We start from the raw sequence: 23,793 nt of genomic DNA on the forward strand, positions 1-23,793 counted from the left end.
ACTTCCTACGCTCGGTGAAGGGATGCTATCGGCCTTTGGTCTAATTTCTAAACAGAATTTTATGAAATTTTTAAGTCCCTAAAGGTATAACGCTGCGCGGCAGATCAGCTGTAGAAAAAAAGCCCGCATCAGTCGTGTTACGCGCGCGGGATTGAGGGATGCAGAACTTCATAAGCTAATGCTTAAAAGTTATTTATTTAGCCTTTCTTAGATCATTTAACCTCGCACTCTGCCGATCTCCGGCCGCCTGTCGAGGAGCTTCATCGTGAAACTGCATTCTCCCCTTCGCCTTCTGGCGGCTTTGTCTCTGGCGATGACCAGCTTCTTCGTACAGGCTGCCAGCGACGTCACCGTGGCTTACCAAACCACCGTAGACCCGGCCAAAGTTGCCCAGGCCGACGGTGCTTATGAGCAGGCCACTCAAGCTGACATTAAATGGAGAAAATTTGATAACGGCGCCGACATCATTGCCGCCATTGCGTCGGGTGACGTGCAAATCGGCTACCTGGGTTCAAGCCCGCTGACCGCGGCCATCACCCGTAATGTGCCGGTTGAAACCTTTTTGATCGCGACCCAGATCGGCGGCGCTGAAGCCCTGGTCGCCCGCAATGGTTCGGGTATCAACAGCCCACAGGATCTGGTCGGTAAGAAAATCGCCGTACCCTTTGTCTCCACGGGGCACTACAGCCTGCTGGCCGCGCTCAAGCACTGGAACATTGACCCCTCAACCGTGACGATTCTGAACCTGGCACCGCCGGCGATAGTTGCCGCCTGGAAGCGCGGCGATATTGACGCGACGTACGTGTGGGACCCGGCATTGGGTACCGCCAAAGAAAACGGCAAGGTCCTCATCACCTCGGGCGAGCTGAGCAAATTAGGCGCACCGACCTTCGATGCCTGGATCGTGCGCAAAGACTTCGCGGCCAAACACCCGGACATCGTCAAGGCGTTTGCCAAGGTGACCCTGGATGCCTACGCCGACTACCACAAAGACCCGAAAGCCTGGCTGGCCAATCAGAGCAACGTCGACAAACTGGTGAAGCTCTCAGGTGCCAAAGCCGCTGACATCCCATTATTGCTGCAAGGCAACGTGTACCCGCTAGCCACCGACCAAGCGGTGTTGCTCGGCGCACCCACCACCAAAGCCTTGGCTGATACTGCGGCCTTCCTCAAAGAGCAAGGCAAGGTTGACGCCGTTCTGCCCGATTACGCGCCTTCAGTAAACGCCCGCTTCATTGCCCAATAACTCACGCTGATTCAGGAGTCGCCCGTCATGGCCTTGTTATCACTGGAGCGCATCAGCGCACAGTACCCGGGCGCTGCTGAGCCGGTACTGTCGGATATTTCCGTCAACCTCGGCCCTCAGCAACTGCTGGTTGCACTCGGCCCGTCGGGCAGCGGCAAAACCTCGTTATTGAATTTGATCGCAGGTTTTGTCGAACCCTGTGGTGGACGCATCACCCTTGACGGGGCTGCGGTTCACGGCCCAAGCGCCGAACGTGGCGTGGTGTTTCAGGATGATGTTTTGTTGCCTTGGCAAGACGTGCTGGCCAACGTCGCGTTCGGCCTGGAGCTGGCAGGCGTTGCACGCGACCCACGTGAGACACGTGCTCGCGACATGCTGGCCCTGGTGGATTTGTCCGGTTTTGAAAAACGCCGCGTCTGGGAACTGTCGGGCGGGCAAAAACAACGCGTAGGTCTGGCCCGCGCCTTGGCCGCCGACCCTCGGGTATTGCTGATGGACGAGCCTTTTGGCGCGCTCGACGCCTTTACCCGCGAGCAAATGCAAGAGCTGCTCCTGCAAGTGTGCAAGCGCACTGCCAAACCGGTATTTCTGATCACGCATGACATCGAGGAGGCGGTGTTTTTGGCCACCGACCTGATTCTGCTGGCCCCCAACCCCGGCCGTATTGTGGAGCGCCTGACGCTGGATTTCGGCCAGCGTTATAACGCGGGAGAATCGGCACGTTCGATCAAGTCAGACCCACGCTTTATTGAAACCCGCGAGCACGTGCTTGAACGCGTGTTTTCGCAACGCGGCGCCGCTCAGCGGCAGGAGCACGCATGAGCAGTTATGAATTGACAAGCAACCAGGCTCCGGTCGCCGTGCCCCATGCGCCACGCCCGATCAAGCGCAGCCTGAGCACCCGCGGGATCAGTGTGCTGACCCTGATCACTTTGATCGCCCTGTGGTGGGCCGTCACCGCCGCGGGTTTGATCGAGCCGCTGTTTTTACCGCCACCTTCGGCCGTGCTGGAAAAAGGCTGGTTGTTGGCGACAAAAGGCTACATGGACTCAACCTTGTGGCAGCACTTGGGTGCGAGCCTGAGCCGCATCGGGCTGGGCCTGGGCTTTGCGATTCTGACGGCCATCCCGGTGGGCATCGCGATTGGCCATAACCGCATAGCCCGGGGCATTTTCGACCCGCTGATCGAGTTCTATCGGCCAATCCCGCCGCTGGCCTATTTGCCATTGATCGTGATCTGGTGCGGCATTGGTGAGCTGTCAAAAGTGCTGCTGATTTACCTGGCGATTTTCGCCCCGATAGCCATTGCCACCGCCACCGGCGTACGCACCGTCGACCCGGCCAAAGTACGCGCTGCGCAATCATTGGGCGCCAGCCGTTGGCAGTTGATTCGCCATGTGATCTTGCCCAGCGCCTTGCCTGACATTTTGACCGGCGTACGCATTGGTTTGGGCGTGGGCTGGTCGACCCTGGTGGCGGCCGAGCTGATCGCTGCGACCAGTGGCTTGGGCTTTATGGTGCAGTCCGCCGCGCAGTTTTTGGTCACCGACGTAGTGGTGCTGGGGATTTTGGTGATAGCCATCATCGCCTTCGCCATGGAAATGGGCCTGCGCGCCCTGCAACGCAAGCTGGTGCCGTGGCACGGCCAGGCTCACTAAATTTTTCGAATAAAACACGACGCTGATCAATCGGCGCGCTGATGAAGAGAATAACCATGAGCCTGACCCTTACCCCACTGAGCTCTGCCCTTGGCGCCCAAATAGAAGGCGTTGACCTGACTCAGCCGTTGAGCCTCGAACAGCGTGATGCCATCGAACAAGCGCTGCTCACTCACCAGGTGATCTTCTTCAAGAACCAGTCCATCACCCCGCAACAGCAAGCACGCTTTGCAGCCAATTTCGGCGATCTGCACATTCACCCGATTTACCCCAACGTGCCCGAACAGCCAGAAGTGCTGGTGCTGGACACCGCCGTGACCGATGTACGCGACAACGCGGTCTGGCACACCGACGTTACATTTTTGCCAACGCCAGCCATGGGTGCCGTGCTGAGCGCCAAACAACTGCCTGCGTTCGGCGGTGACACATTGTGGGCCAGTGGCATTGCTGCATTCGAAGGGTTATCAAAACCGCTGCAACGGCTGCTGGATGGGCTAACGGCCACACATGATTTCACCAAATCGTTCCCGCTGGAGCGCTTTGGCTCCACCCCCGAAGACTTCGCCCGCTGGGATCAAACCCGTAAAAACAACCCGCCGCTATCACACCCGGTGATTCGCACGCATCCGGTCAGCGGTCGTAAATCCCTGTTCGTCAACGAAGGTTTTACCACGCGGATCAACGAGCTTTCAGAGGCCGAGAGCGAAGCAATCCTCAAGCTGCTGTTTGCCCACGCCACCCGCCCCGAATACACCATTCGCTGGCGCTGGCAGCAAAACGATGTGGCCTTTTGGGACAACCGCGTCACCCAGCATTACGCTGTGGATGACTACCGTCCGAACCGGCGCGTGATGCATCGCGCCACTATTTTGGGCGATGCGCCGTTTTGATCAGTAACACCTCAGCATGACTGGCCGTGGTGATGTCGCTCAATGCCAGCTTCTCCCCCGTGGATCGGTTAAAAAGGCCAAATTTTTTCGCTGAGCCTTGGGGACCATCACCTCCTGCAAAATAAAGTGCGTCGCGCTCGGGACATACGCCTGGGTCATCATTTCGGAAAAGCCCGCCGGGTGGAGGGTGAACGTTGATTGCAACGGGTACACGCCTTCAGCTTCATTGACCGGTGATGCCAGCTTCATCGCGCGCGCGCCCTTAATCGTCAGCATCACGGGGTGCAGAGGGCCTGGGCGCCTGTCGTAAGTGCCCATGGCAAATGATTTGGCCACACTCAGCGAGTCACTGACTGACAAGAACTGTTCAGTGCGCAGGGTCTTTCCTTCTCGGGCCTGGGCCGCCAATGCGTTGAGCCCGACATCACTCACTCTGCGCCCACTGTAAGTGGTGGCCTGCCCTGCGGGATTGCCCTTGATCAGTTTATTGAACAGCGTGACCGCTTCTTTTCGGCTGATACTCAAGGCATCGCTCATACCCGTTTCCTGAGCATCAAACGTGCCCCAGTCCGCCGGTCGCATGCTCTCGTAGGTCGACACGATATTGGGTCCACCCCATACACCCGGGTCAGGGTTAATCACCGGGTTGGTCATCCACCTGGCTGTTTCGTTAAAGTAACTGGAGGACGCCACATACACTTCGGTCAGCCCCGCCATGATATTGGCCGGCCTGGTGGCTTTAATACTCACAGAGGTGTTGTAAACATCTATTTCATCAAAACTATACCCGGCAGTGCGTACGGCATTGATGATGCTGGCATGCGGGCCTTGAGAGAGGCTGTATCTGTATGCAAAGGTGTCCAGACTTTGGGGGTAGGCACCCGGAAAGTGCTCGCGCAAGAAACGGTCAAGCGCCTGAACACGCTCTGGCCTGGTATCAACAGAGGGCCCGTGCAAACCAAAGCTGTCCGTTTGTGAGACCGGGTTATTGGAGACCATCGCGTACTGGTTAAACCCCTCTACATTGCCAATGGGATCCGGACTGATCCAACGCTGTAACCAAGGGGCGTAGTAGCGGAACCCGTAGTAGTACAACCCGCTGGCATCGCGCTCTTTGCCCGCATAACGAATGGTTTTGTAAGAAGCCTCAACCTCACTCCTGGCAGCCCACCACGCGGTCGCACCAAAGGGGTAATAGCTTTCTTGACTGAGTATCTGCGCCTGGTCATTCAACTCCAGCGTACTGCTACCCACAAGATCACAGAGACTGAAGCGTTGCTGCGTATCGCACGAGGCTTGCGTTCGGCAATGTTCCCACTGCAACACCCTCACCTCACAACGCCCGGCCTGAGCGGTGATGACGTTTAATTGTTCGCCGCTGGCAGTATCGTGGCGTATCTCAAGACCCGGCAGATACAGGACCTGTTGGGTGTGGGTCCGATGAGCGGCCAATGTAGTGCGCACTTTTCGCACACGTTGGCCCAAAGCGTCATACCCATACACTTCGTCGTCGTCACGAGCGTTATCTCGGTGTACCAAGGTAACTTTGGCCAGTTGATTGGCAACATTCCAATGCATCGTTTGCCCGGCCTGCAACGCTTGCTGGTTGCCATTCAAATCAAACCCGCTGCCCAGCCCCGGATTAACCGGCATCTGTGCCGGGGCGAGGTTGAGCAACCCATGATTACTGCCTTTGGCCAATTCCAGGGTGCGGCTATAGCCTTGTCCCGAACTCACTTGATGCTGCAAGTGAATCAAGTTGGCGCCCTCGTCATAGCGGTAGTTTTGCGTGTAACGACGCCACACGCTGTCATCCGTTGCGCCAAAGCCCACATATTCAGGTAACGCGGGACCCGCCCCGTTATGCGCATTTTCTCGGCCCGTGGCACGGATCAGTTGATACAGCGAGTCATACACATACGTGCTATCCGCGCTGATTTGCGTGTTGCTCGACCACTGCACGGGCTGGGCAGTATCCCGGATGCGCGTGACATTACCGACGTGATCGTATTCATAATCCAGCGATTGCAACGGCGCATGCGACTGGCCCGAGCGGTATGCGACCAAACGCTCCAGACGCTCATCGAACGCAGAATAGTGTGTAACCGTCATCACGTTATTGCCCGCGCGCTCCGACTGAACCCGGCCGCTGGCGTTACACACGCGTTGATCGAGCAACACTTGGCGCACGCCGTCTTTGAGGGTCAGAGCACTCTCACGCAACAACCCGTCAATGCCGTAAACGGTGTGCTGGCAATGGCCCTTGGCATCGATTTGCGCCACCACGCCACCCAACGCATCGTATTGCCACGTCGTGGTAAAGCCCTGCGGGTGCAGCGCCTCATCGCGCTCAAGCACTGAGAGCGGCCAGTCCACAGGGTCAAGGCCGCGACGAAATTTGCGCTGCTCGCTCAACAGCGACCCCGTGAGCGCATAGTGTTCGTAGTGCAATGTGCCGCACGCATCATCGTGACGGATCAACCGGCCACAACGGTTAGCAGCCAGATCTTGCGCAGTACTGCCTGCGTAAGCCAACGCCTCGACTTGACGTTCCCGCGCGTCATTGGCGCCTTGCTCAAAGGACGACGTCAGCCTTAACGCTTGATCGAACTCATAACGTTGCCGCCCGCCACGCGAGTCCCAACGGGTGAGCACGTGACCTGCGGCCCCGCGCAAAATCCAGCGGCTACCGGCATCAACACTGCGGGTGAGCAGCGGGTGCCCGGACAGACTGAAATGGCTGCCTTGATTTGAGCGGGTTTGCGGTTCGCGCTGACGTAAGCCGTGTAAGCGCGGGTCCCACTGCTCAAGCAAAAAACCGCTGGCCCCGTGCACCTGACAACTCACACGCACCTGAGCCGGCTCTTCAGATGACGTTCGGTGATACGCCACACTGCGAACATTCAAGCCGCGAGGGTCAAAGGCTGTTAAAACCGGCGTGTGATGGTGCAAAGAAGAAGGCATGCTCATGACCTGAGGGGAACAAGGTCAGGCCAGCCTGACGTCCCCGAAGGGTCGTCAGGTGGTAAATAGTTATTGCTTGAAGGGAGAGCTGTAAAAAACCTGCCGCGCTTAACCCTGCTTCATGACCTGCGCCAGCAACTCATAAGAATGAATGCGGTCGGCGTGCTCATAGAGGTCAGAGGTAAAAATCAGTTCATCCGCGCCCGTCTGCTCAACCAGGACGGCCAGTTTGGCACGGATTTTTTCAGGGCTGCCGACCATCGCCAAGCCGAGGAAGCTCATCACCGCGTCTTTCTCATGGGGCAGCCAGAGGCCGTCCATCGTATCGACAGGCGCACGCTGCACCAGGCTTTGCCCACGCATCAACGCCAGAATGCGCTGATACACAGACGTCGCCAGATACTCTGCCTGCTCATCCGTGTCGGCAGCCACTAACGGTACGCCTAGCATCACGTAGGGTTTATCGAGCACGGCTGAAGGTTTGAAGTGATTGCGGTAAACGCGGATCGCTTCGTGCATCAGGCGTGGCGCGAAATGTGAAGCGAACGCGTAAGGCAAGCCGCGCTCACCCGCCAGTTGCGCACTGAACAGGCTGGAACCAAGCAACCAGACCGGGACATTGGTGCCAGTGCCCGGCATGGCAATCACGCGCTGATCCGGGGTGCGTGGGCCTAGATAACGGATCAGCTCAGCCACATCTTCGGGGAAGTCATCGGCGCTTCCCGACCGTTCCCGACGCAGTGCGCGCGCCGTCATTTGGTCGGAGCCAGGGGCACGCCCCAGCCCAAGATCAATTCTTCCCGGATAGAGGCTTTCAAGGGTGCCGAATTGTTCAGCAATGACCAACGGCGCATGGTTGGGCAGCATGACACCGCCCGAACCCACACGAATGGTCGAAGTACCGCCCGCCAAATAACCAATCAGCACCGACGTGGCCGAGCTGGCGATACCGTCCATGTTGTGGTGTTCAGCCACCCAAAAACGGTTGTAGCCGAACTGTTCAACGTGCTGCGCCAGATCCAGCGAATTGCGCAGCGCTTGCGCGGGGCTGCCACCTTCACGCACAGGCACCAGGTCAAGGGTCGAGAATTTGATGTCGGACAGGGTTTTCATCAACCAGCTACTCCTAGTGGGACGCAGGCCAAGACGCTCGCCAAAACCTGCCAGTGTTCTTTGCAATATGGGCATATACCCGAGTTTCAATAGCTACCTATGAAATGAGTTACCTAAAAAGACGATTGGTCTGACAGGATGAACTTTGTGCCGCCGACTACCCTCACAACTCTACACAAGGCGTGAAACCTTCACGCCGCTCTTCAGGAGGCACGCATGAGTATTAAAAAGACAGCATCGGCTCATTGGGCAGGCGATCTTAAAACCGGCATCGGCTCCATCTCCACTGAAACCGGCGTATTGCGTGACGCGCCCTATGGCTTCAAGGCCCGATTTGAAGGCGGCAAAGGCACCAACCCGGAGGAACTGATCGGCGCCGCCCATGCCGGCTGTTTCTCGATGGCTTTATCAATGATTCTTGGCGATGCCGGACTCAAAGCCGACAGCATCGACACCACGGCCGAAGTCACGCTGGATCAAGTCGATGGGGGGTTTGCCATCACTGCCGTGCACTTAGTGCTCAAAGCCAAAGTGCCGGGTGCCACCCAAGAAAAATTCACCGAATTGACCACCAAGGCTAAAGAAGGCTGCCCGGTATCGAAGGTCCTCAACGCAAAAATCACCCTCGACGCGACCTTGCTGAGCTGATTGGACATGTCGCCATCGGCCCGCCTGCTGTGGCGCGGGCCGATGACGACATGGCTTGCGATGCCTTGGATCAGTCATAAATGTTGCAAAATGTGATCGAATGAGCCGCATTGGCGTCAACCTATGACGTTGCATTTTGCTATCAAGGGAGTCTCACCATGAAACGTATTGCTCTGGCTGTCATCTGTAGCGCCTTGGCCACTTCAGTATGGGCAGCACCCAAGCCTTGCGATGAATTGAAAGCGGAGATCGAGGCCAAGATCCAAGGCAACAATGTGCCCTCTTACACGCTTGAAATCGTGAGCAATGAAGAGGTCCACGATCAGAACATGGTGGTCGGGACATGCGAAAACGGCACCAAAAAAATCATCTACCAAAAGAACGACAATTGATTGCTACGGCAAGCAGTTGACCTGCCGCTCTTGTGCCAACACCTTGCCCTCGGCGCTGTAGAGCCGGGCGTAGGCGTTGAACCCCAAAGAGCGCGCTTGCAAACGGTAGCGCTGGCCAGGCTGGAAATCGGCGTAATTGAGCGTGATGTAGCACAGCCGTTCTTGTGGGTTACTGAACTGGCTCATGCCCCCGATAAACACCTCGTAATCAAAGCGCACCATCAGCTCATGGCTACCCGGTGAAACCTGAAAATAGCGGCCGTCGGTCATGCGTTGATGATCCAGGCGTTCAGCCATCACCAGCTTGCCGGTTTGCGTTTCGAGGTCAACCCACGCCAGGTTCGGGTCCGGCTTGGGCAGTGGCGTACTGACACACGCACTCAGCAGGCAAGCCATCCCCAGCAACAAATACGTGCGCATAGTCATTTTCCATGAGGGATTGAAGTGCCAGCATAGCGCCGATCCGCAATGCTGTGGCGTGCAGCCCTGCTCAGGCGCTAGGCTTGCGGCAGTCTTCTTCTGGATTGTTGTATGACACCACTTGCTCGCCGTGTGCTGACCCTCGTTGCACTGGCCTTACTCAATGGCTGCTCCAGCCTGGGCTACTACTCGCAACTGGCCAGCGGCCAACTGCACGTTTTGCAGACCCGCGAACCGGTGGCCGCGGTGATCGCCGACCCTCAACGCCCTGCTGCCCTGCGTCAACAACTGGTCAAAGCCCAGGCAGCACGCACCTTTGCCAGTCAACACTTGCACCTGCCAGACAACCCGAGCTATCGCGTGTACGCCGACCTCAAGCGGCCCTATGTGGTGTGGAACGTGTTCGCCACGCCCCCGTTTTCACTCAACCCTGTGACCCATTGCTTCCCGATTGCCGGGTGCGTGGCCTACCGTGGTTATTACTCAGTGGGCGGCGCGCGGGGAGAAGCCGCCCTGCAAAGCCAACAAGGCATGGACGTATTTGTGGGGGGCGTTGAAGCGTACTCAACGCTGGGCTGGTTTGATGACCCCATCCTCAACACCATGCTCAATTGGGGCGATGAGCGCCTTGCCAGCGTGATCTTTCACGAACTGGCGCACCAGCGTTTCTATGTCAAAGACGACACTGAATTCAATGAGTCCTTCGCCACCTTCGTCGAGCAGGAGGGCACCCGCCAATGGCGTGCCCGGCAAGGCTTGCCTTCGCCAGATATGCGCGCAGTGCAGCAACGTGATCAATTCATTGGCCTGGTGCTGCAAACCCGACAACGTTTGCAGCAGCTTTACGAACAGCCATTAACAGCCCCGCAAATGCGCCAGCGTAAAGCTGAAGAGTTTGAGCGAATGCGCGAAGCCTACCGTCAGTTACGTGATCAGCAGTGGAGTGGTAACACACGCTTTGACGCGTGGGTCTATGCCCCCATGAATAACGCCAAGTTGCTGCCTTTTGGCCTCTACGATCAATGGGTCCCTGCTTTTGCAGCACTATTCAAAAAAAGCACGAGCGACTGGCCAACGTTCTATACCGAGGTAGAACACCTCGCAAAGCTGCCCGCTGAGCGGCGCAAGGCGGCATTACGCCAGTTATCTAACACCCCCTGAAAAGCCTGCTCACACACTGCGTTCAGATTAAACACACGCCCCTACAAAGCAGGTAGTGATCACGAGCGTATGTGCTTTATCCGCTGACATCTTTGTAACTCGCAAAACGACGCCATTTCAGACACAACCTGTCGGCGGCCGCTTCGCCCCCCGTTTTTTAGCTGTGCCGTACCCCCAAAACACAGTCGATTCGCGGTAGCACTGTATGACATGTTGCTGAATCTGACTTTTAGTCTGTGCCTCACGGATGGTGGCTATCTCGCCACGCTCAACACAGACAGGAAGTTTGCACGTGAATGACAGCAACCCGCTTTTACAACCCCATAATCTCGTCAACTATGCACACATTAGGCTTGAGCACCTCAAGCCTGCCATCACGCGGATCCTTGACGAAAATCGCAGCGCTGTAGAACTCATCATTTCAAGTCAGGCACAGACGCCTACGTGGAGCGGCTTGGTACTGGCTATGGACGCACTGAGCGCTCGCGTGGATGACGCCTCAAATGTGCTGGTCACCTTGGCCCTAATCCCCCAAACGGATGACTGGCAGGCCATCGCCAGCGAGTGCTGGACCCTCATCAGCGACTGGCACGTTGAAGTGACCCAAAGCCTGGGGCTATTCAAGGCTTACCAGACATTAGCGATGGGGGCTGCCGCGCAGCATTTATCGCCTGCCGCAAAGACATTACTGGCGAAAAAGATCAACGCGTTTAACGCCGCAGGCCTAAACCTTGCGGACGACCAAAAAACAGCCTTGATAACCCTCAACGAACACATCCAGTCACTTGAACACACGTTCTTCACCAACGTGCAGGTGGCCAGCAGAGCCTGGAGCAAACTGATCTCTGACGAGTCCCTGTTAGCCGGGCTGAGCCAGCCTCTCAAAAATAAACTCGCACTCAAAGCCATAGCGACCGGGCGCGAAGGCTGGTTACTGACGCTGGACGAAGAGGCGATTTACAACGATGTCATGGCGCAGTGTGAAAACCGGGCGCTGCGTCAGGAACTGTTAACGGCTTATAGCTGCCGCGCTTCGGATCATGGCCCCATGGCAGGTCACAACGACAATGGGCCTATCCTTGAGCAACTCTTGGAGCGGCGTCATCACAAAGCTCACCTGTTGGGCTACGACAATTACGCCCAGTTGAGCTTGCAAACAAAGATCGCCACGTCGACTGAACAGGTTATGGGCTTTTTAAAATCAAACAATGCACATAAAAAGCCGCAACTCGCTGCACAGATGCCGTCGCTGAAGGCATTAGCCAGTTCGTTGGGGTATTCGACGCTCCAGGCGTGGGACTACCCTTATGTGGCTCATCGACTAAGCGCGCAACTGTCCGGCATGTCTGACGCCGAACTACAGGCTTATTTTCCTTTCAACCATGTGCTTGACGGCTTGATCCTGATCGTCCAGCGACTGTTTGACATTCAATTGGTCGCGCAACTCAGCTTCAGTACTTGGCATCACGATGTGATGCTGTTCGAAGTCCGGGATAAACACACCCTGCTTGGGCACATTTATATCGATCCCTTCTTTCGCGAACCCAAGGCAGATGGCTGCTGGACCCAAGCAGCGCGTGACCGCCGTATCGATGCACAAGGCAACGTCATATTGCCCGTGGCCATTTTCCATGGAAACTTCTCGCCTGCCAGTGACACCACACCGTGCTTGTTAAGCCCCTTGCAGCTGCGCATGTTGTTTCATGAATTTGGCCATTGCCTGCAACAGGTTCTGACGCTCAGCGATGTGCGCGAACTGTCGAGCATCCTGCACATGGGTAAAGATGCCAGCGAGTTCGCAGGAAAGATGCTGGAGCAATGGTGCTTGTCACCTGCTTGTCTGCTGTGGATTTCACGTCACTATCAAACAGCCAAAGCCCTTAGCAGTGAGCAGGTTGGACGGCTGCTGGATGCGAGAAAAGTAACCGCGGCCCTAGAGACCGCCACCGAACTGCTCCGCTCGCAGTTTGATTTTGAGGTGCACCTAAGCGTTGGCGACGGACGTACCGTGCAGCAAGTGTTACGCCATGCAAGGACTGAAGCCCTGCCCTTGGGCTGGCCAGAAAACGATCAATTCGCCAATACATTCGATTACATGGTCACAGGCTATGAAGCGGGCTATTACACCTATGAGTGGGCTGAAAGCCTGGCACAGAAAGTGTTCACCAAGTTCGAGAACGACGGTATTTTCAACCAAAATACAGGTCAAGCCTTCAGGGATGCATTTTTCTCTCCGGGGGACGAGCGCTCGCTCCTTGAGTCCTTTGAGCACTTCATGGGAGCACCCGCCAAGGGGTTCTGATGCAATGTGTCTCCTTGTCAGAAAGCAGGTATTACGCCTTGGTGGGCTTCAACGCGTTCAAAACCACGCACAAAGCAAACGGGCGAGTGCTGCAAGCACCACTGCTCAAAGCAGAACGCAGTTTAGGAATGTCGGCATTCATCATGTAGTTGGCCCCGTCCTTGTAATGCGAGTTGTCACCAAAGCCGCCTTGCGTCATCTCTTTCAGGGCGTCTTCCTTGCTCCAGTCCTGCACCACCACGCGATACATCGCAGACATCAAGCCCGTGCGGTCAGCGCCATGCTTACAGTGCATTAGCACTGGGCCTTGCGCCTGAGCAGTCTGAATAGCGCGCAGGGCCGACAACACATCTTCGTCGTCCACATGGTTCGTGCGATACGGCAACTGCACCTGGTTGACGCCGGGCGTTTTCAACCAGGTGCTATCAGCCTCGGGCAAAAAATTGATCACGGTCGCAATGTGCAGCGTTTCCAGCAGGGGCTGGGCAGCGCTGTCGGGCAATGCGCTGCGGTACAGCGTGGGAGACATTTGATACAGGTTGTACTGCGTGGCAACGGATTGCGCCCATTGTTGCGGCCGTAGCATCGGACGTTCATCCGCCTGAGCCTGTGGCTGTGATCCAAGCATCAGGAAGGTCAGGCACAACCCAGGGAAAATCCGTTTTTTCGCCATATCAGTTCGACCGCTTTTATAGGGATCAGGGAAAGTACGGCGAGCGTGCGTTAAACCGGATAAAAACTCCGTGAGCCATTTGTCAAAAATTCGTCATGGTGCAAACACTTAAAATCAATTGGCCATGGGTGCGGCAAAATTACGCACGAAACGGTTCATCAAGGCGAATGGCCTGTTAGAATTTGTAACCAATTTTTGCCTGCGTGTTTTTTTTAGGTTGTTTTCGACCCCGTACCGCCTGCCAAAACGAGAAGCTGCCCATGAGCAGCTGTAATCCGTGACTGCCTGATGAGGTGCCTCATGTCTGAGCAAGACAACCCGCGGCGTGAGTTTCTGCGCAAAACCCTGACCCTGATTCCTGTTGTAACGGTGGCCAGCACCAGCCTTGGCGGCTCTGTGCTCATGGCCACCTCCAACGCTGACGCACAGACCGCTTCCTCGGCTGAGGGCCGCACGCCGGCGCCCGGCAAAGCCTATGAACCGACATATTTCACCGCTGAAGAATGGGCGTTTGTGAATGCTGCCGTGGCGCGTTTGATCCCGGCCGACGAACAAGGCCCCGGTGCTCTGGAAGCAGGCGTGCCGGAATACATCGACCGCCAAATGAACACACCTTATGCCAGCGGCGCGCTGTGGTTCATGCAAGGCCCGTTCAATGCTGACGCCCCTGCCGAGATGGGCTGGCAGAGCAAACTGGTGCCCAACCAGATTTATCGCCTGGGCATTGCCGCTACGGATGAGCACTGCAAAAAGGTACATGGTTCAGTATTTGCTGGCCTAGACAGCGCTACCCGAGACGAAGTACTCAAACAGCTGGAAGCAGGCGCCCCGCAATTTGAGAGTGTCCCGGCCAAGATGTTCTTTAGCTTTTTGCTGCAAAACACCAAAGAAGGCTTTTTCTGCGACCCGATTCACGGGGGCAACAAAGGCATGGTCGGCTGGACCTTGATCGGCTTTCCCGGCGCGCGCGCTGATTTCATGGACTGGGTTGAACGCAACGAACCATACCCCTTCCCGGCAGTCTCCATTCGCGGCGAGAGGGCTTGAGCATGACCACCGTAATGAAAAAAGTTGATGCAGTTATCGTCGGTTTCGGCTGGACCGGCGCGATCATGGCCAAAGAGCTCACCGAAGCAGGACTGAACGTTGTCGCCCTTGAACGCGGCCCGATGCAGGACACTTACCCGGATGGCAACTACCCGCAAGTAATCGACGAACTCACTTACAGCGTTCGAAAAAAACTCTTTCAAGACGTATCGAAAGAAACTGTCACCATCCGCCACAGCGTGAATGACGTCGCTTTGCCTAATCGCCAGTTGGGTGCCTTCCTCCCCGGCAACGGTGTGGGCGGGGCGGGTTTGCATTGGTCGGGGGTGCACTTTCGTGTTGACCCGATTGAGTTGCGCATGCGCAGCCATTACGAAGAGCGTTACGGCAAACACTTTATCCCCAAGGACATGACCATCCAGGACTTCGGCGTGAGCTATGAAGAGCTGGAGCCGTTCTTCGATTACGCCGAAAAAGTGTTCGGCACCTCGGGTCAGGCATGGACGGTAAACGGTCAATTGGTCGGCGAAGGCAAAGGCGGCAACCCGTATGCGCCGGATCGCTCGCATCATTTCCCGCTGGAGTCGCAGAAAAACACCGTTTCTGCACAGCTGTTTCAGAAGGCCGCCAACGAGGTTGGCTACAAGCCCTACAACCTGCCTTCAGCCAATACTTCCGGGCCGTACACCAACCCCTACGGCGCGCAGATGGGGCCGTGCAACTTCTGCGGTTTTTGCAGTGGCTACGTCTGCTACATGTATTCCAAAGCATCGCCCAACGTAAACATCCTGCCTGCGCTCAAGCAGGTGCCTAATTTCGAACTGCGCCCCAACGCCCACGTGATTCGCGTGAACCTAGACAACACCAAGACCAAAGCCACGGGCGTGACGTACATCGACGCATTGGGCCGCGAAATCGAGCAGCCTGCCGACTTGGTGATTTTGGGTGCGTTCCAGTTCCACAACGTGCGTTTAATGCTGCTCTCCGGGATCGGTAAACCCTACGACCCGATTACCAATGAAGGGGTGGTGGGCCGTAACTTTGCCTACCAGAACATGGGCACGATCAAGGCGTACTTCGACAAACACGTGCACACCAACAACTTCATCGGCGCTGGCGGTAATGGCGTGGCCATCGATGACTTCAACGCCGATAACTTCGATCACGGCCCCCACGGTTTTGTGGGCGGTTCGCCGATGTGGGTCAACCAGGCAGGCAGTCGCCCGATTGCCGGTACGTCCAACCCGCCCGGCACCCCGGCGTGGGGCAGCGCCTGGAAAAAGGCCACAGCCGATTACTACACGCATCAGGTCTCAATGGACGCTCACGGTGCGCATCAGTCTTACCGCGGTAACTACCTTGATCTCGATCCGGTTTACCGCGACGCCTACGGCCAGCCACTGCTGCGCATGACGTTCGACTGGCAAGAAAACGACATCAAAATGAACCGTTTCATGATGGAAAAGATGGGCAAGATCGCCGAAGCGATGAACCCGAAAGCCATCGCCTTGATCGGTAAAAAAGTCGGTGACCATTTCAACACGGCGTCCTACCAGACCACTCACCTCAACGGTGGCGCAATCATGGGCACCGACCCCAAAACCAGTGCCCTGAACCGCTACTTGCAGAGTTGGGATGTGCATAACGTGTTTGTGCCAGGCGCCTCGGCGTTCCCACAAGGTTTGGGCTACAACCCGACAGGCTTGGTGGCTGCGTTGACGTACTGGTCAGCCCGGGCGATTCGTGAGCAGTACCTGAAAAACCCCGGCCCACTGGTTCAGGCATAAGGAGCGATGACCATGAAAACATTTGTTATCGCCATCTTGGCCCTGTTGGGCAGCACTGCGGCAATGGCCGCCCAAGACAGCGCGCATGCACTGATCCAGCAAGGTGAATACCTAGCGCGCGCCGGTGACTGCGTGGCCTGCCACACCGCAAAGGGGGGCAAGCCATTCGCCGGAGGCCTGGCGATGGAAACCCCGATTGGCCTTATTTACTCGACTAACATCACACCCGATAAAAGCGGTATCGGCGATTACAGCTTTGAAGACTTCGACAAAGCCGTGCGTCATGGCATCGCTAAAAACGGCAGCACGTTGTACCCGGCGATGCCTTATCCGTCCTACGCGCGGGTCAATCAGGCTGACATGCAAGCGCTGTATGCCTACTTCATGAGCGGTGTTAAACCCGTCGCGCAAGAGAATCAGGCCGTGGATATTCCGTGGCCGATGAGCATGCGCTGGCCGCTGGCCATGTGGCGCTGGATGTTTGCGCCTGCGGTTGAAGATTTCACACCCGTGGCCCAGCAAGACCCTGTGGTCAGCCGCGGTGCGTATCTGGTGGAGGGCCTTGGCCACTGCGGCGCATGCCACACGCCACGCGCACTGACCATGCAGGAAAAAGCCCTGAGCGCTACCGATGGCAGCACCTTCCTGTCAGGCAGTGCGCCCCTGGAAGGCTGGATCGCGAAGAACCTGCGCGGCGATCATAAAGATGGGCTGGGCAGTTGGAACGAAGCGCAACTGGTGCAGTTCCTGAAAACCGGTCGCAGTGATCGCAGTGCAGTTTTCGGTGGCATGAGTGACGTGATCGTGCACAGCATGCAGTACATGTCTGAAGCTGACTTGACCGCTATCGCACGCTACTTGAAGTCATTGCCTGCTGTTGACTCGGCTGACAAGCCGCATCAGTACGATCCGGCCGTGGCAGATGCCTTGTGGAACGGTGACGACAGCAAACGCGGCGCAGCGGTGTATATCGATAACTGTGCGGCGTGCCATCGCACTGACGGCAACGGCTACACCCGTGTATTCCCGGCCTTGGCCGGCAATCCTGTGTTGCAGTCTGATGACCCGACCTCCTTGATTCATATCGTGCTCAAGGGCGGAACATTACCGGCAACGCACACGGCGCCTTCGACCTTCACCATGCCGGCTTTTGACTGGCGTTTGTCAGATCAGGAAGTGGCGGATGTGGTGAATTTCATTCGCACCAGTTGGGGCAACCAGGCGGGTGAAGTCAAGGCAACGGATGTGAAGGGTTTACGTTCGGAAAAGTGAGGCGCAAACCCTTACCCCTTCGCTACCCGCTGACTGCTTAGACCAACCCTCCATTCGCTCGCAGCACTTGCCCGTTGACCCAGTCAGCGGCAGTGCTGACCAGAAATGAGACGATGCGGGCGATGTCTTGCGGCTGGCCCAAACGCTCCAGCGGCGGCATTTTAGCGAATGCCTGGATTTGCTCCTCGGTCTTGCCCTGCAAGAACAGCTGCGTGGCCACTGGTCCCGGTGCAATGGCGTTGACCGTGATCTGCCGTCCGCGCAGCTCTTTGGCAAACACCTGGGTCAGTGATTCGACGGCGGCCTTGCTCGCGATGTACACCGCATAACCCGGCAGGTTCATACCCACGGTGCTGCTCGAAAAATTCACAATGCGTCCCCCGCTGTTCAGCCGCGTAGCCGCCTCACGCAGGGTATTAAACGTGCCTTTGGTGTTGATATTGAAAGTCTGGTCGTACAGCTCGTCGCTGTGTTGTGCCAACGGCATCACGGTGAGCATGCCCGCGTTGTTGATCAGCACATCCACCTTGCCCAGTTGCTGCTCGGTTTCAGTGAACAGGCGCGCCACGTCAGCGGCGTTGGCGACGTCTGCCTGCACGGCCATCGCTTTATGCCCGGCCTGGCGCAATTCAACCACCAGCGCAGAAGCTTCGCGGGCGCTGCTGACGTAGTTGATGGCGACGGCAAACCCTTCGCTGGCCAGTTGCCTGGCAATGAAGGCACCAATGCCGCGCGAGGCGCCGGTGATGATGACAACGCGCGTGGGTGTAGTGGTCATGGCAACACTCCAGAGTGGAAAAGGTGTGCCGCTAGATTCACAGTTCGGTTAGCGCAGATAAAGCCTCATAAATTAATACCAGTATTCTGAAATTCTAAACAATCCAGCGGTGTAGCCGCGCTTGCTCGCGACAAATCCTCGCAAGCAAGCAGGCGCGGGCACAGGTTATTTAGCCACCGGGCTTGGCTCCTTCGATTCTTTGATTTTGTACCAGGCCACATACAGCGCGGGCAGGAACAGCAACGTTAGCAAGGTTGCCGATATGATGCCGCCGATCATGGCGTAGGCCATCGGCCCCCAAAATACTTCGCGAGCGATAGGGATCATGCCCAGACTGGCTGCGGCTGCCGTGAGCAAGATCGGCCTGCGACGGTGCTCGGTGGCCTGTACCACGGCATGCCAAGGGTCGTAGCCATCACGTTCGAACTGATCGATTTGGGTGACCAGGATCACCGAGTTACGAATGATGATGCCCACCAGCGCCAGGATTCCCAGGATGGCCACAAAGCCCATCGGCGTGCCGGTTGGCACCAGCGCCAACACCACGCCGATCAGGCCCAGCGGCGCCACACTGGCCACCAAAAACATCTTCTGCACGCTCTGCAACTGAATCATCAAGAAGGTCGCCATCAAAAACAGCATCAACGGCACCACCCTGGCGATCGGGCCTTGCGCCTTGGCGCTTTCCTCAACCGTGCCGCCGGTTTGCAGCGTATATCCGTGCGGCAAGTTGGCCGCGAACTTCTCGATCTCGGGTTTGAGATCCGCGACCAGATCGGTGGGTTGCAGGCTGCCGCGCACCGAAGCCTTGAGTGTCAGGGTCGGAATGCGGTCACGGCTCCAGATCAACGGTTGCTCCAGTTCGTAGCGTACGGACGCAAAAGCCAACAACGGGATGGATGTCCCGCTCGGGGTGGTGATTTGCAGGTTGAGCAAGGTTTCAGGGCTGCCGCGTTCGCTGCCCACCGCCCGGCCCACGATGTTGATCAGGTAGATGTTGTCTTTGACCTGGCTGACGGCCGCCCCCGTGACAATGCTGTTCATCACATGAGCCACATCTTCGGACGACAAACCGTATTGGCGTGCTTTGTCTTGCGCGATATCGATGCGCAACACTTTGCCCGGTTCGTTCCAGTTGAAGTTTATTTCACCGACATTTGGATTGGCGTCCAGCACCGTGGCCAGATCAATCGCCTGCTTGCGCACTTGGTCAATGTTGGGGCCGCTGACGCGGTATTGCAGCGGCTGCCCCACCGGAGGCCCCAGCTCAAGGGTATGCACGAATGTGCCCACACCGACAAAGTCATCACGCAGGCGTTTGTTCAAGCGCTCCATCAAGGCATCGCGATTTTCCAGGCCGGTGCTGACGATAACCAACTGTGCAAAGAACGGGTTTTGCAGTTGTTGGTCCAGCGGCAAGTAAAAACGAATGGCCCCTTCGCCGATGTAACTGCTCCAACGCACGATGTCCGGGTCGCCCTTGAGGGTTTGCTCGAACCGTTGGGTGACTTTTAAGGTCTCCTCGATGGATGCGTTTTGTGGCAGGTTCAAATCCACCAGAATTTCGGGGCGGTCCGAGGACGGAAAAAACTGGTTTTGCACCAGTCCCAAGCCAAACACCGAGAGCACGAACATCAGTACCGTGGCACCAATGGTCATCCAGCGATGACGCATGCACCACAGTAAACCGGTGTCGAAGGCATGGGCCAGTCGCCCCGGTTTTTCTGGTTTGGGTTTGACCTTGGTGCTCAGGATATGCACGCCCAGCACCGGCGCAAACAGCACGGCCACCACCCACGACACCAGCATCGCCACGGCAATCACTGCGAACAGGGTGAAGGTGTACTCCCCCGCCGAGCTGTTGTTGAGGCCGATGGGCACGAAGCCTGCAACGGTCACCAGGGTGCCGGTGAGCATGGGGAAGGCCGTGGAATGATAAGCAAATGTCGCTGCCTCCTCTTTGCTTTCGCCCATTTCAAGTCGTGTGATCATGACCTCCACCGTGATCATGGCGTCATCCACCAACAACCCGAGCGCGATGATCAGCGCACCCAGCGACACGCGCTGCATGGCGATGCCAGCAAACTCCATGAACACAAACACCAGCGCCAGCACCAGCGGGATCGAGATGGCGACGACCAGTCCCGCACGCAAGCCGAGGCTGATGAAGCTCACCCCCAGCACGATGATGACCGCTTCAAACAGTGCGCTGGTGAAGCCGCCCACGGCCACTTCAACCACCTGAGCCTGATCGGACACCATGTGCACATCCACGCCCACCGGCAGCTCGGCGGTGAGTTCGTCGATACGTTGATGCAGTTGTTTGCCGAAGGCTTGAATGTTGCCGCCATCGTTCATGGCAATCGCCAGGCCGATAGCCGGTTTACCGTTGTAATGGAACATGGGTGAGGCAGGGTCGACGTAGCCGCGAGTGATTTCGGCAACATCTGCCAGTCGATAAAAACGGTCGTTGACCCGCAGGTTGACGGCCTCAAGGTCTTCGGTGGTTTGGAACTGGCCCGAGGTGCGCACCGACATGCGCTCCGGCCCCGCTTCGATCACCCCCGCCGGGGTGACGGCGTTTTGCGCTTGCAGGCTTTCGAGCACGTGTTGCTGGTCAAGGCCCAAGGCGGCCAGTTTGCGGGTGGAGAAATTCAGATAGAACGTTTCGTCCTGCTCACCAATGGTCGTCACCTTGCCGCGATTGGGCACGTCACGAACGCCGGTGCGCACGTGTTCCACGTAATCGCGCAATTGGCGCATGGTAAAGCCGTCGCCGGTGAAGGCATAGATTGTGCCGTACACGTCTCCGAATTCATCGTCGAATCCCGGGCCTTGAATGCCCTGAGGGAAATCGCCACGAATGTCATCGATCTTCTTGCGAACCTGATACCAGATCTGCGGGATGGCCTTGGCGTTTGTGGTGTCCTTGAGGAACACGAACACCGTGGACTCGCCTGGGCGGGTGTAGCTTTGCACGTAGTCGAGCGAGTCGAGCTCTTCGAGTTTTTTCTCGATGCGGTCGGTGACCTGAAGCCGGGTTTCATCGACCGTGGCACCCGGCCAGCGCGTCTGGATCACCATGGTTTTGATCGCGAAACTCGGGTCTTCGGCACGCCCCAGGTTCATGTACGAAAAAATCCCGGCGAGCACAGACACAAACATCAAATACCAGACAAACGACTGATGCTTCAGGGCCCACTCAGACAGGTTGAACTTCCCATTCATTGCGAGCTTTCCTTATCGAGTCTGACTTTCTGCCCGGGGGTGAGGCTGTTCACGCCGGCAATGACGACTTTGTCGCCTGGTTTGAGACCACCGGTCAGCAGTGCATTCTGGGTATCGCGACTGAGCACGGTCACATCCTGCGGGCTGACGCTTTGCGTCTGCGTGTCAATGACCCACACGCGGGTTTTGCCATCGACGTCCTGTAACGCGGTGACGGGCAACTCGAAGTGCTCGACAATCGGGGTGCTCACGGTCACGCTCACGGAGCTGCCCAAACGAAACGCGGGAGGGGTTTGGTCCAGTGTCAGCCGTGTACGACGGGTACGGGTGGCACTGTCGGCTTGCGGGGCGATTTCACGCACGTGAGCAGTGGTTTTGACATTGGGATCAAGCTGCCCCGCGACCTGAAATTCAATGCCTTTGGGCAGCGCCTCGGCCAAAGGACCGGGAAGATCGATCACCGCTTCCTTGATTTCGGGCCGCGCCAGAGTCACCACCTCTTCGCCGATGCTGACCACTTGGCCTGCTTCGGCTTTCCAGTCGGTAATGACCGCGTCATGGTCGGCGCGCAGGTTGCAGTAACTGAGTTGGTCTTGCGCCTGATTCACCGCAGCGACGGCCTGCTGCATCGAGGCAGCAGTGGTTTTGAGGTCAGCCTGAGCGGTGTCCAGTTGTGCTTGCGCGCCGACACCCCGGTCGAACAGTTCTTGCTGGCGGCGGGCGTTAGCCTGTGCGTTGATCAACTGTGCCTGCACTTTGGCCAAGTCGCCTTGGGCTGCGCGCAATTGGTTTTGCTGATCGGTCGGGTCCAGATTAGCCAGGATGTCCCCCTGTTTAACCACTGCGCCCACGTCGTAGAAGCGGCGCACGATGCGCCCCGGTACGCGGAAGCCCAAGGTGCTCTCGTAGCGGGCTTCGATATTGCCGGCAAAACGCCCAAGGTGCTCTGACCGTTCGGGCTGCACTACAACGTATAAGGCGGGGCGTACCGCTTGGGGGGGGAGATCTTCAGAGCAGCCGACCAGCAGTGCGGCAGCGAACGGCACTATCCACAAACACTTCATAGTTGGGCGCCCCCCTCAGGCGTGGGGGCAATTTCGACCCGCATGCCTGGGTTTAGCAGTTGCCCGCCTGCGACCACCACGTTCTCTCCGTCCTTGAGGCCTTCACTGATGATCACGCTACCGGTCAGATAACGCCCGACCTTGACCCGCTTCAGGTGCACGCTGTTTTTGTCGTCAACCAGCCAGACGGCAGGCTCACTGACGTCTTTGGTCAGTGCCGACCAGGGCAGTTCGATGCTGCGGCTGGCGGCCGGTGTGAGGTTAACGCTCACGATAGCGCCCAGATCCATGCCCTTGGGCAGCGCCTCCAGTTGCACTTTGATTTGCAGTGTGCCGCTTTGCGCTGCCACCGTTGGGGTGATTTCGCGGATCTTGCCGTTGACCTTGATGTGCGGATCACTCAGCAGCGTGACCTGCACCGTCGGGTCTTTGGGGGGGTCGATAAACAATGACTCGTAGACGTTAAACACCGCATCTCGAGCACCGTCGCGGGCCAAGGTAAAAATCGGCATGGTGGCCTGCACCACTTGCCCGACTTCGGCCTGGCGTGCAGTGATAACGCCCGACGCTTCGGCTTCAAGGTTGCTGTAACTCAGTTGTTCACGGGCATTGGCCAATTGCGCTTGCGCGGCCGCTAACGCGCTGTGTGCGCTACGCTGCGCAGCATTGGCCGCGTCGTATTCGCTTTGGCTGGTATAGCCTTTAGGCAGTAACTTTTGCTGGCGAATAAACGCGGCACGGGTTTGTACAACTTGCGCCTGCTGGGCATTGACGCTGGCCTGAGCGGTAGCAACCTGGATTTTCAAGTCTTTGGGGTCCAGACGCGCCAACACTTGATTGGCTTGAATGTGATCACCCACATCCACCGAGCGCTCGATGATTTTGCCGCCGACGCGAAATGAAAGTTGGGTTTCGACCCGCGCCTGAATGTCTCCGCTGAGCTGAATAGGCGGAGCAAACTCGCGTGTGCTGACTTGCTGCACATACACCCGTGGCGACAAAGGCTCTTGGGGGGCCTCTTTGCCGCACGCGGTGAGTAGCACCAACAGGCTCATGCCCAATACAACCTGACTTCGTGGACCAGCCATGCAGGCTCCTTTGCGTGATGCTGATTTAGCTGACGATACGACTGACAGCGTAGAACAGGGTT

At 57.3% G+C, this 23,793-nt stretch carries 19 protein-coding genes; 11 read left to right on the plus strand and 8 right to left on the minus strand.

Going from position 1 to position 23,793, the window contains the following annotated elements:
• The first annotated feature begins 265 nt into the window (after positions 1 to 265).
• The 4 genes from tauA to tauD are packed head-to-tail and all read left to right on the plus strand — an operon-like array spanning position 266 to position 3,794.
• The gene (gene tauA / locus GYN01_RS09190; RefSeq protein WP_048402035.1) at positions 266 to 1,246 is read left to right on the plus strand and encodes a taurine ABC transporter substrate-binding protein; all 981 of its coding nucleotides are present in this window, start codon (positions 266 to 268) and stop codon (positions 1,244 to 1,246) included.
• 27 nt (positions 1,247 to 1,273) lie between these two features.
• Positions 1,274 to 2,068, plus strand: a complete 795-nt coding sequence (gene tauB / locus GYN01_RS09195; protein ID WP_203306925.1) for a taurine ABC transporter ATP-binding subunit — start codon at positions 1,274 to 1,276, stop codon at positions 2,066 to 2,068.
• Positions 2,065 to 2,904 (plus strand): taurine ABC transporter permease TauC, encoded by an 840-nt coding sequence (gene tauC / locus GYN01_RS09200; protein WP_048402036.1) that lies wholly within the window; start codon positions 2,065 to 2,067, stop codon positions 2,902 to 2,904. The genes tauB and tauC overlap by 4 nt, the downstream gene beginning before the upstream one ends.
• A 56-nt stretch (positions 2,905 to 2,960) precedes the next feature.
• Positions 2,961 to 3,794, plus strand: a complete 834-nt coding sequence (gene tauD / locus GYN01_RS09205; RefSeq protein ID WP_048363946.1) for a taurine dioxygenase — start codon at positions 2,961 to 2,963, stop codon at positions 3,792 to 3,794.
• A gap of 39 nt (positions 3,795 to 3,833) precedes the next feature.
• Here the strand turns inward: tauD and GYN01_RS09210 are convergent, their stop codons facing one another.
• Both GYN01_RS09210 and GYN01_RS09215 read right to left on the minus strand, forming a co-directional pair.
• Complete coding sequence (locus tag GYN01_RS09210) at positions 3,834 to 6,758, minus strand: RHS repeat-associated core domain-containing protein (RefSeq protein WP_203306926.1); 2,925 nt, start codon at positions 6,756 to 6,758, stop codon at positions 3,834 to 3,836.
• A 108-nt stretch (positions 6,759 to 6,866) separates the two neighbouring features.
• The gene (locus GYN01_RS09215) at positions 6,867 to 7,871 is read right to left on the minus strand and encodes an LLM class flavin-dependent oxidoreductase (RefSeq protein ID WP_203306927.1); all 1,005 of its coding nucleotides are present in this window, start codon (positions 7,869 to 7,871) and stop codon (positions 6,867 to 6,869) included.
• 216 nt (positions 7,872 to 8,087) lie between these two features.
• Here GYN01_RS09215 and GYN01_RS09220 point away from each other — a divergent pair, with 216 nt between their 5' ends.
• The gene (locus GYN01_RS09220; RefSeq protein ID WP_048402038.1) at positions 8,088 to 8,519 is read left to right on the plus strand and encodes an OsmC family protein; all 432 of its coding nucleotides are present in this window, start codon (positions 8,088 to 8,090) and stop codon (positions 8,517 to 8,519) included.
• Between the two features lie 158 nt (positions 8,520 to 8,677).
• Entirely contained in the window at positions 8,678 to 8,911 is a 234-nt protein-coding gene (locus tag GYN01_RS09225) for a DUF1161 domain-containing protein (protein ID WP_048402039.1), read from the plus strand.
• Positions 8,912 to 8,914: 3 nt separating this feature from the next.
• On the opposite strand, the gene GYN01_RS09230 is transcribed toward GYN01_RS09225, so the two are convergent.
• Positions 8,915 to 9,331, minus strand: a complete 417-nt coding sequence (locus GYN01_RS09230; protein ID WP_048363942.1) for a PA0061/PA0062 family lipoprotein — start codon at positions 9,329 to 9,331, stop codon at positions 8,915 to 8,917.
• Between the two features lie 111 nt (positions 9,332 to 9,442).
• Between GYN01_RS09230 and GYN01_RS09235 the strand changes: the two genes are divergently transcribed.
• Together GYN01_RS09235 and GYN01_RS09240 are read left to right on the plus strand one after the other, a co-directional pair.
• Positions 9,443 to 10,492: an aminopeptidase gene (locus GYN01_RS09235; RefSeq protein WP_048402040.1), complete on the plus strand. Its 1,050-nt coding sequence runs from the start codon at positions 9,443 to 9,445 to the stop codon at positions 10,490 to 10,492.
• Between the two features lie 292 nt (positions 10,493 to 10,784).
• The gene (locus GYN01_RS09240) at positions 10,785 to 12,794 is read left to right on the plus strand and encodes a M3 family metallopeptidase (protein WP_048402041.1); all 2,010 of its coding nucleotides are present in this window, start codon (positions 10,785 to 10,787) and stop codon (positions 12,792 to 12,794) included.
• 31 nt (positions 12,795 to 12,825) lie between these two features.
• Here GYN01_RS09240 and GYN01_RS09245 read toward each other — a convergent pair whose 3' ends face one another.
• Positions 12,826 to 13,467, minus strand: coding sequence for a dual specificity protein phosphatase family protein (locus GYN01_RS09245; RefSeq protein ID WP_048402042.1), 642 nt, complete (start codon positions 13,465 to 13,467; stop codon positions 12,826 to 12,828).
• Between the two features lie 300 nt (positions 13,468 to 13,767).
• Between GYN01_RS09245 and GYN01_RS09250 the strand changes: the two genes are divergently transcribed.
• The 3 genes from GYN01_RS09250 to GYN01_RS09260 all read left to right on the plus strand — a co-directional run bounded on the left by GYN01_RS09250 (position 13,768) and on the right by GYN01_RS09260 (position 17,573).
• Entirely contained in the window at positions 13,768 to 14,514 is a 747-nt protein-coding gene (locus GYN01_RS09250; RefSeq protein ID WP_048402043.1) for a gluconate 2-dehydrogenase subunit 3 family protein, read from the plus strand.
• Between the two features lie 2 nt (positions 14,515 to 14,516).
• On the plus strand, positions 14,517 to 16,301 hold the full coding sequence (locus tag GYN01_RS09255) for a GMC family oxidoreductase (protein WP_203306928.1): 1,785 nt from the start codon (positions 14,517 to 14,519) through the stop codon (positions 16,299 to 16,301).
• A gap of 63 nt (positions 16,302 to 16,364) precedes the next feature.
• Complete coding sequence (locus GYN01_RS09260; RefSeq protein WP_420850402.1) at positions 16,365 to 17,573, plus strand: c-type cytochrome; 1,209 nt, start codon at positions 16,365 to 16,367, stop codon at positions 17,571 to 17,573.
• Between the two features lie 37 nt (positions 17,574 to 17,610).
• On the opposite strand, the gene GYN01_RS09265 is transcribed toward GYN01_RS09260, so the two are convergent.
• From GYN01_RS09265 to GYN01_RS09280, 4 genes are all read right to left on the minus strand, one after another.
• Positions 17,611 to 18,351: an SDR family oxidoreductase gene (locus tag GYN01_RS09265; protein WP_203306930.1), complete on the minus strand. Its 741-nt coding sequence runs from the start codon at positions 18,349 to 18,351 to the stop codon at positions 17,611 to 17,613.
• A 165-nt stretch (positions 18,352 to 18,516) separates the two neighbouring features.
• Entirely contained in the window at positions 18,517 to 21,579 is a 3,063-nt protein-coding gene (locus GYN01_RS09270; protein WP_048363934.1) for an efflux RND transporter permease subunit, read from the minus strand.
• Positions 21,576 to 22,643: an efflux RND transporter periplasmic adaptor subunit gene (locus tag GYN01_RS09275; protein WP_048363933.1), complete on the minus strand. Its 1,068-nt coding sequence runs from the start codon at positions 22,641 to 22,643 to the stop codon at positions 21,576 to 21,578. Before GYN01_RS09275 ends, GYN01_RS09270 begins: the two co-directional genes overlap by 4 nt.
• Positions 22,640 to 23,731 carry an efflux RND transporter periplasmic adaptor subunit gene (locus GYN01_RS09280; RefSeq protein ID WP_048363932.1) on the minus strand — a complete coding sequence of 364 codons (1,092 nt, stop codon included), beginning with the start codon at positions 23,729 to 23,731 and terminating at the stop codon, positions 22,640 to 22,642. The genes GYN01_RS09275 and GYN01_RS09280 overlap by 4 nt, the downstream gene beginning before the upstream one ends.
• Between the last annotated feature and the right edge of the window lie 62 nt (positions 23,732 to 23,793).

The organism is Pseudomonas weihenstephanensis (genome assembly GCF_016812185.1).
GTDB lineage: Bacteria > Pseudomonadota > Gammaproteobacteria > Pseudomonadales > Pseudomonadaceae > Aquipseudomonas > Aquipseudomonas weihenstephanensis.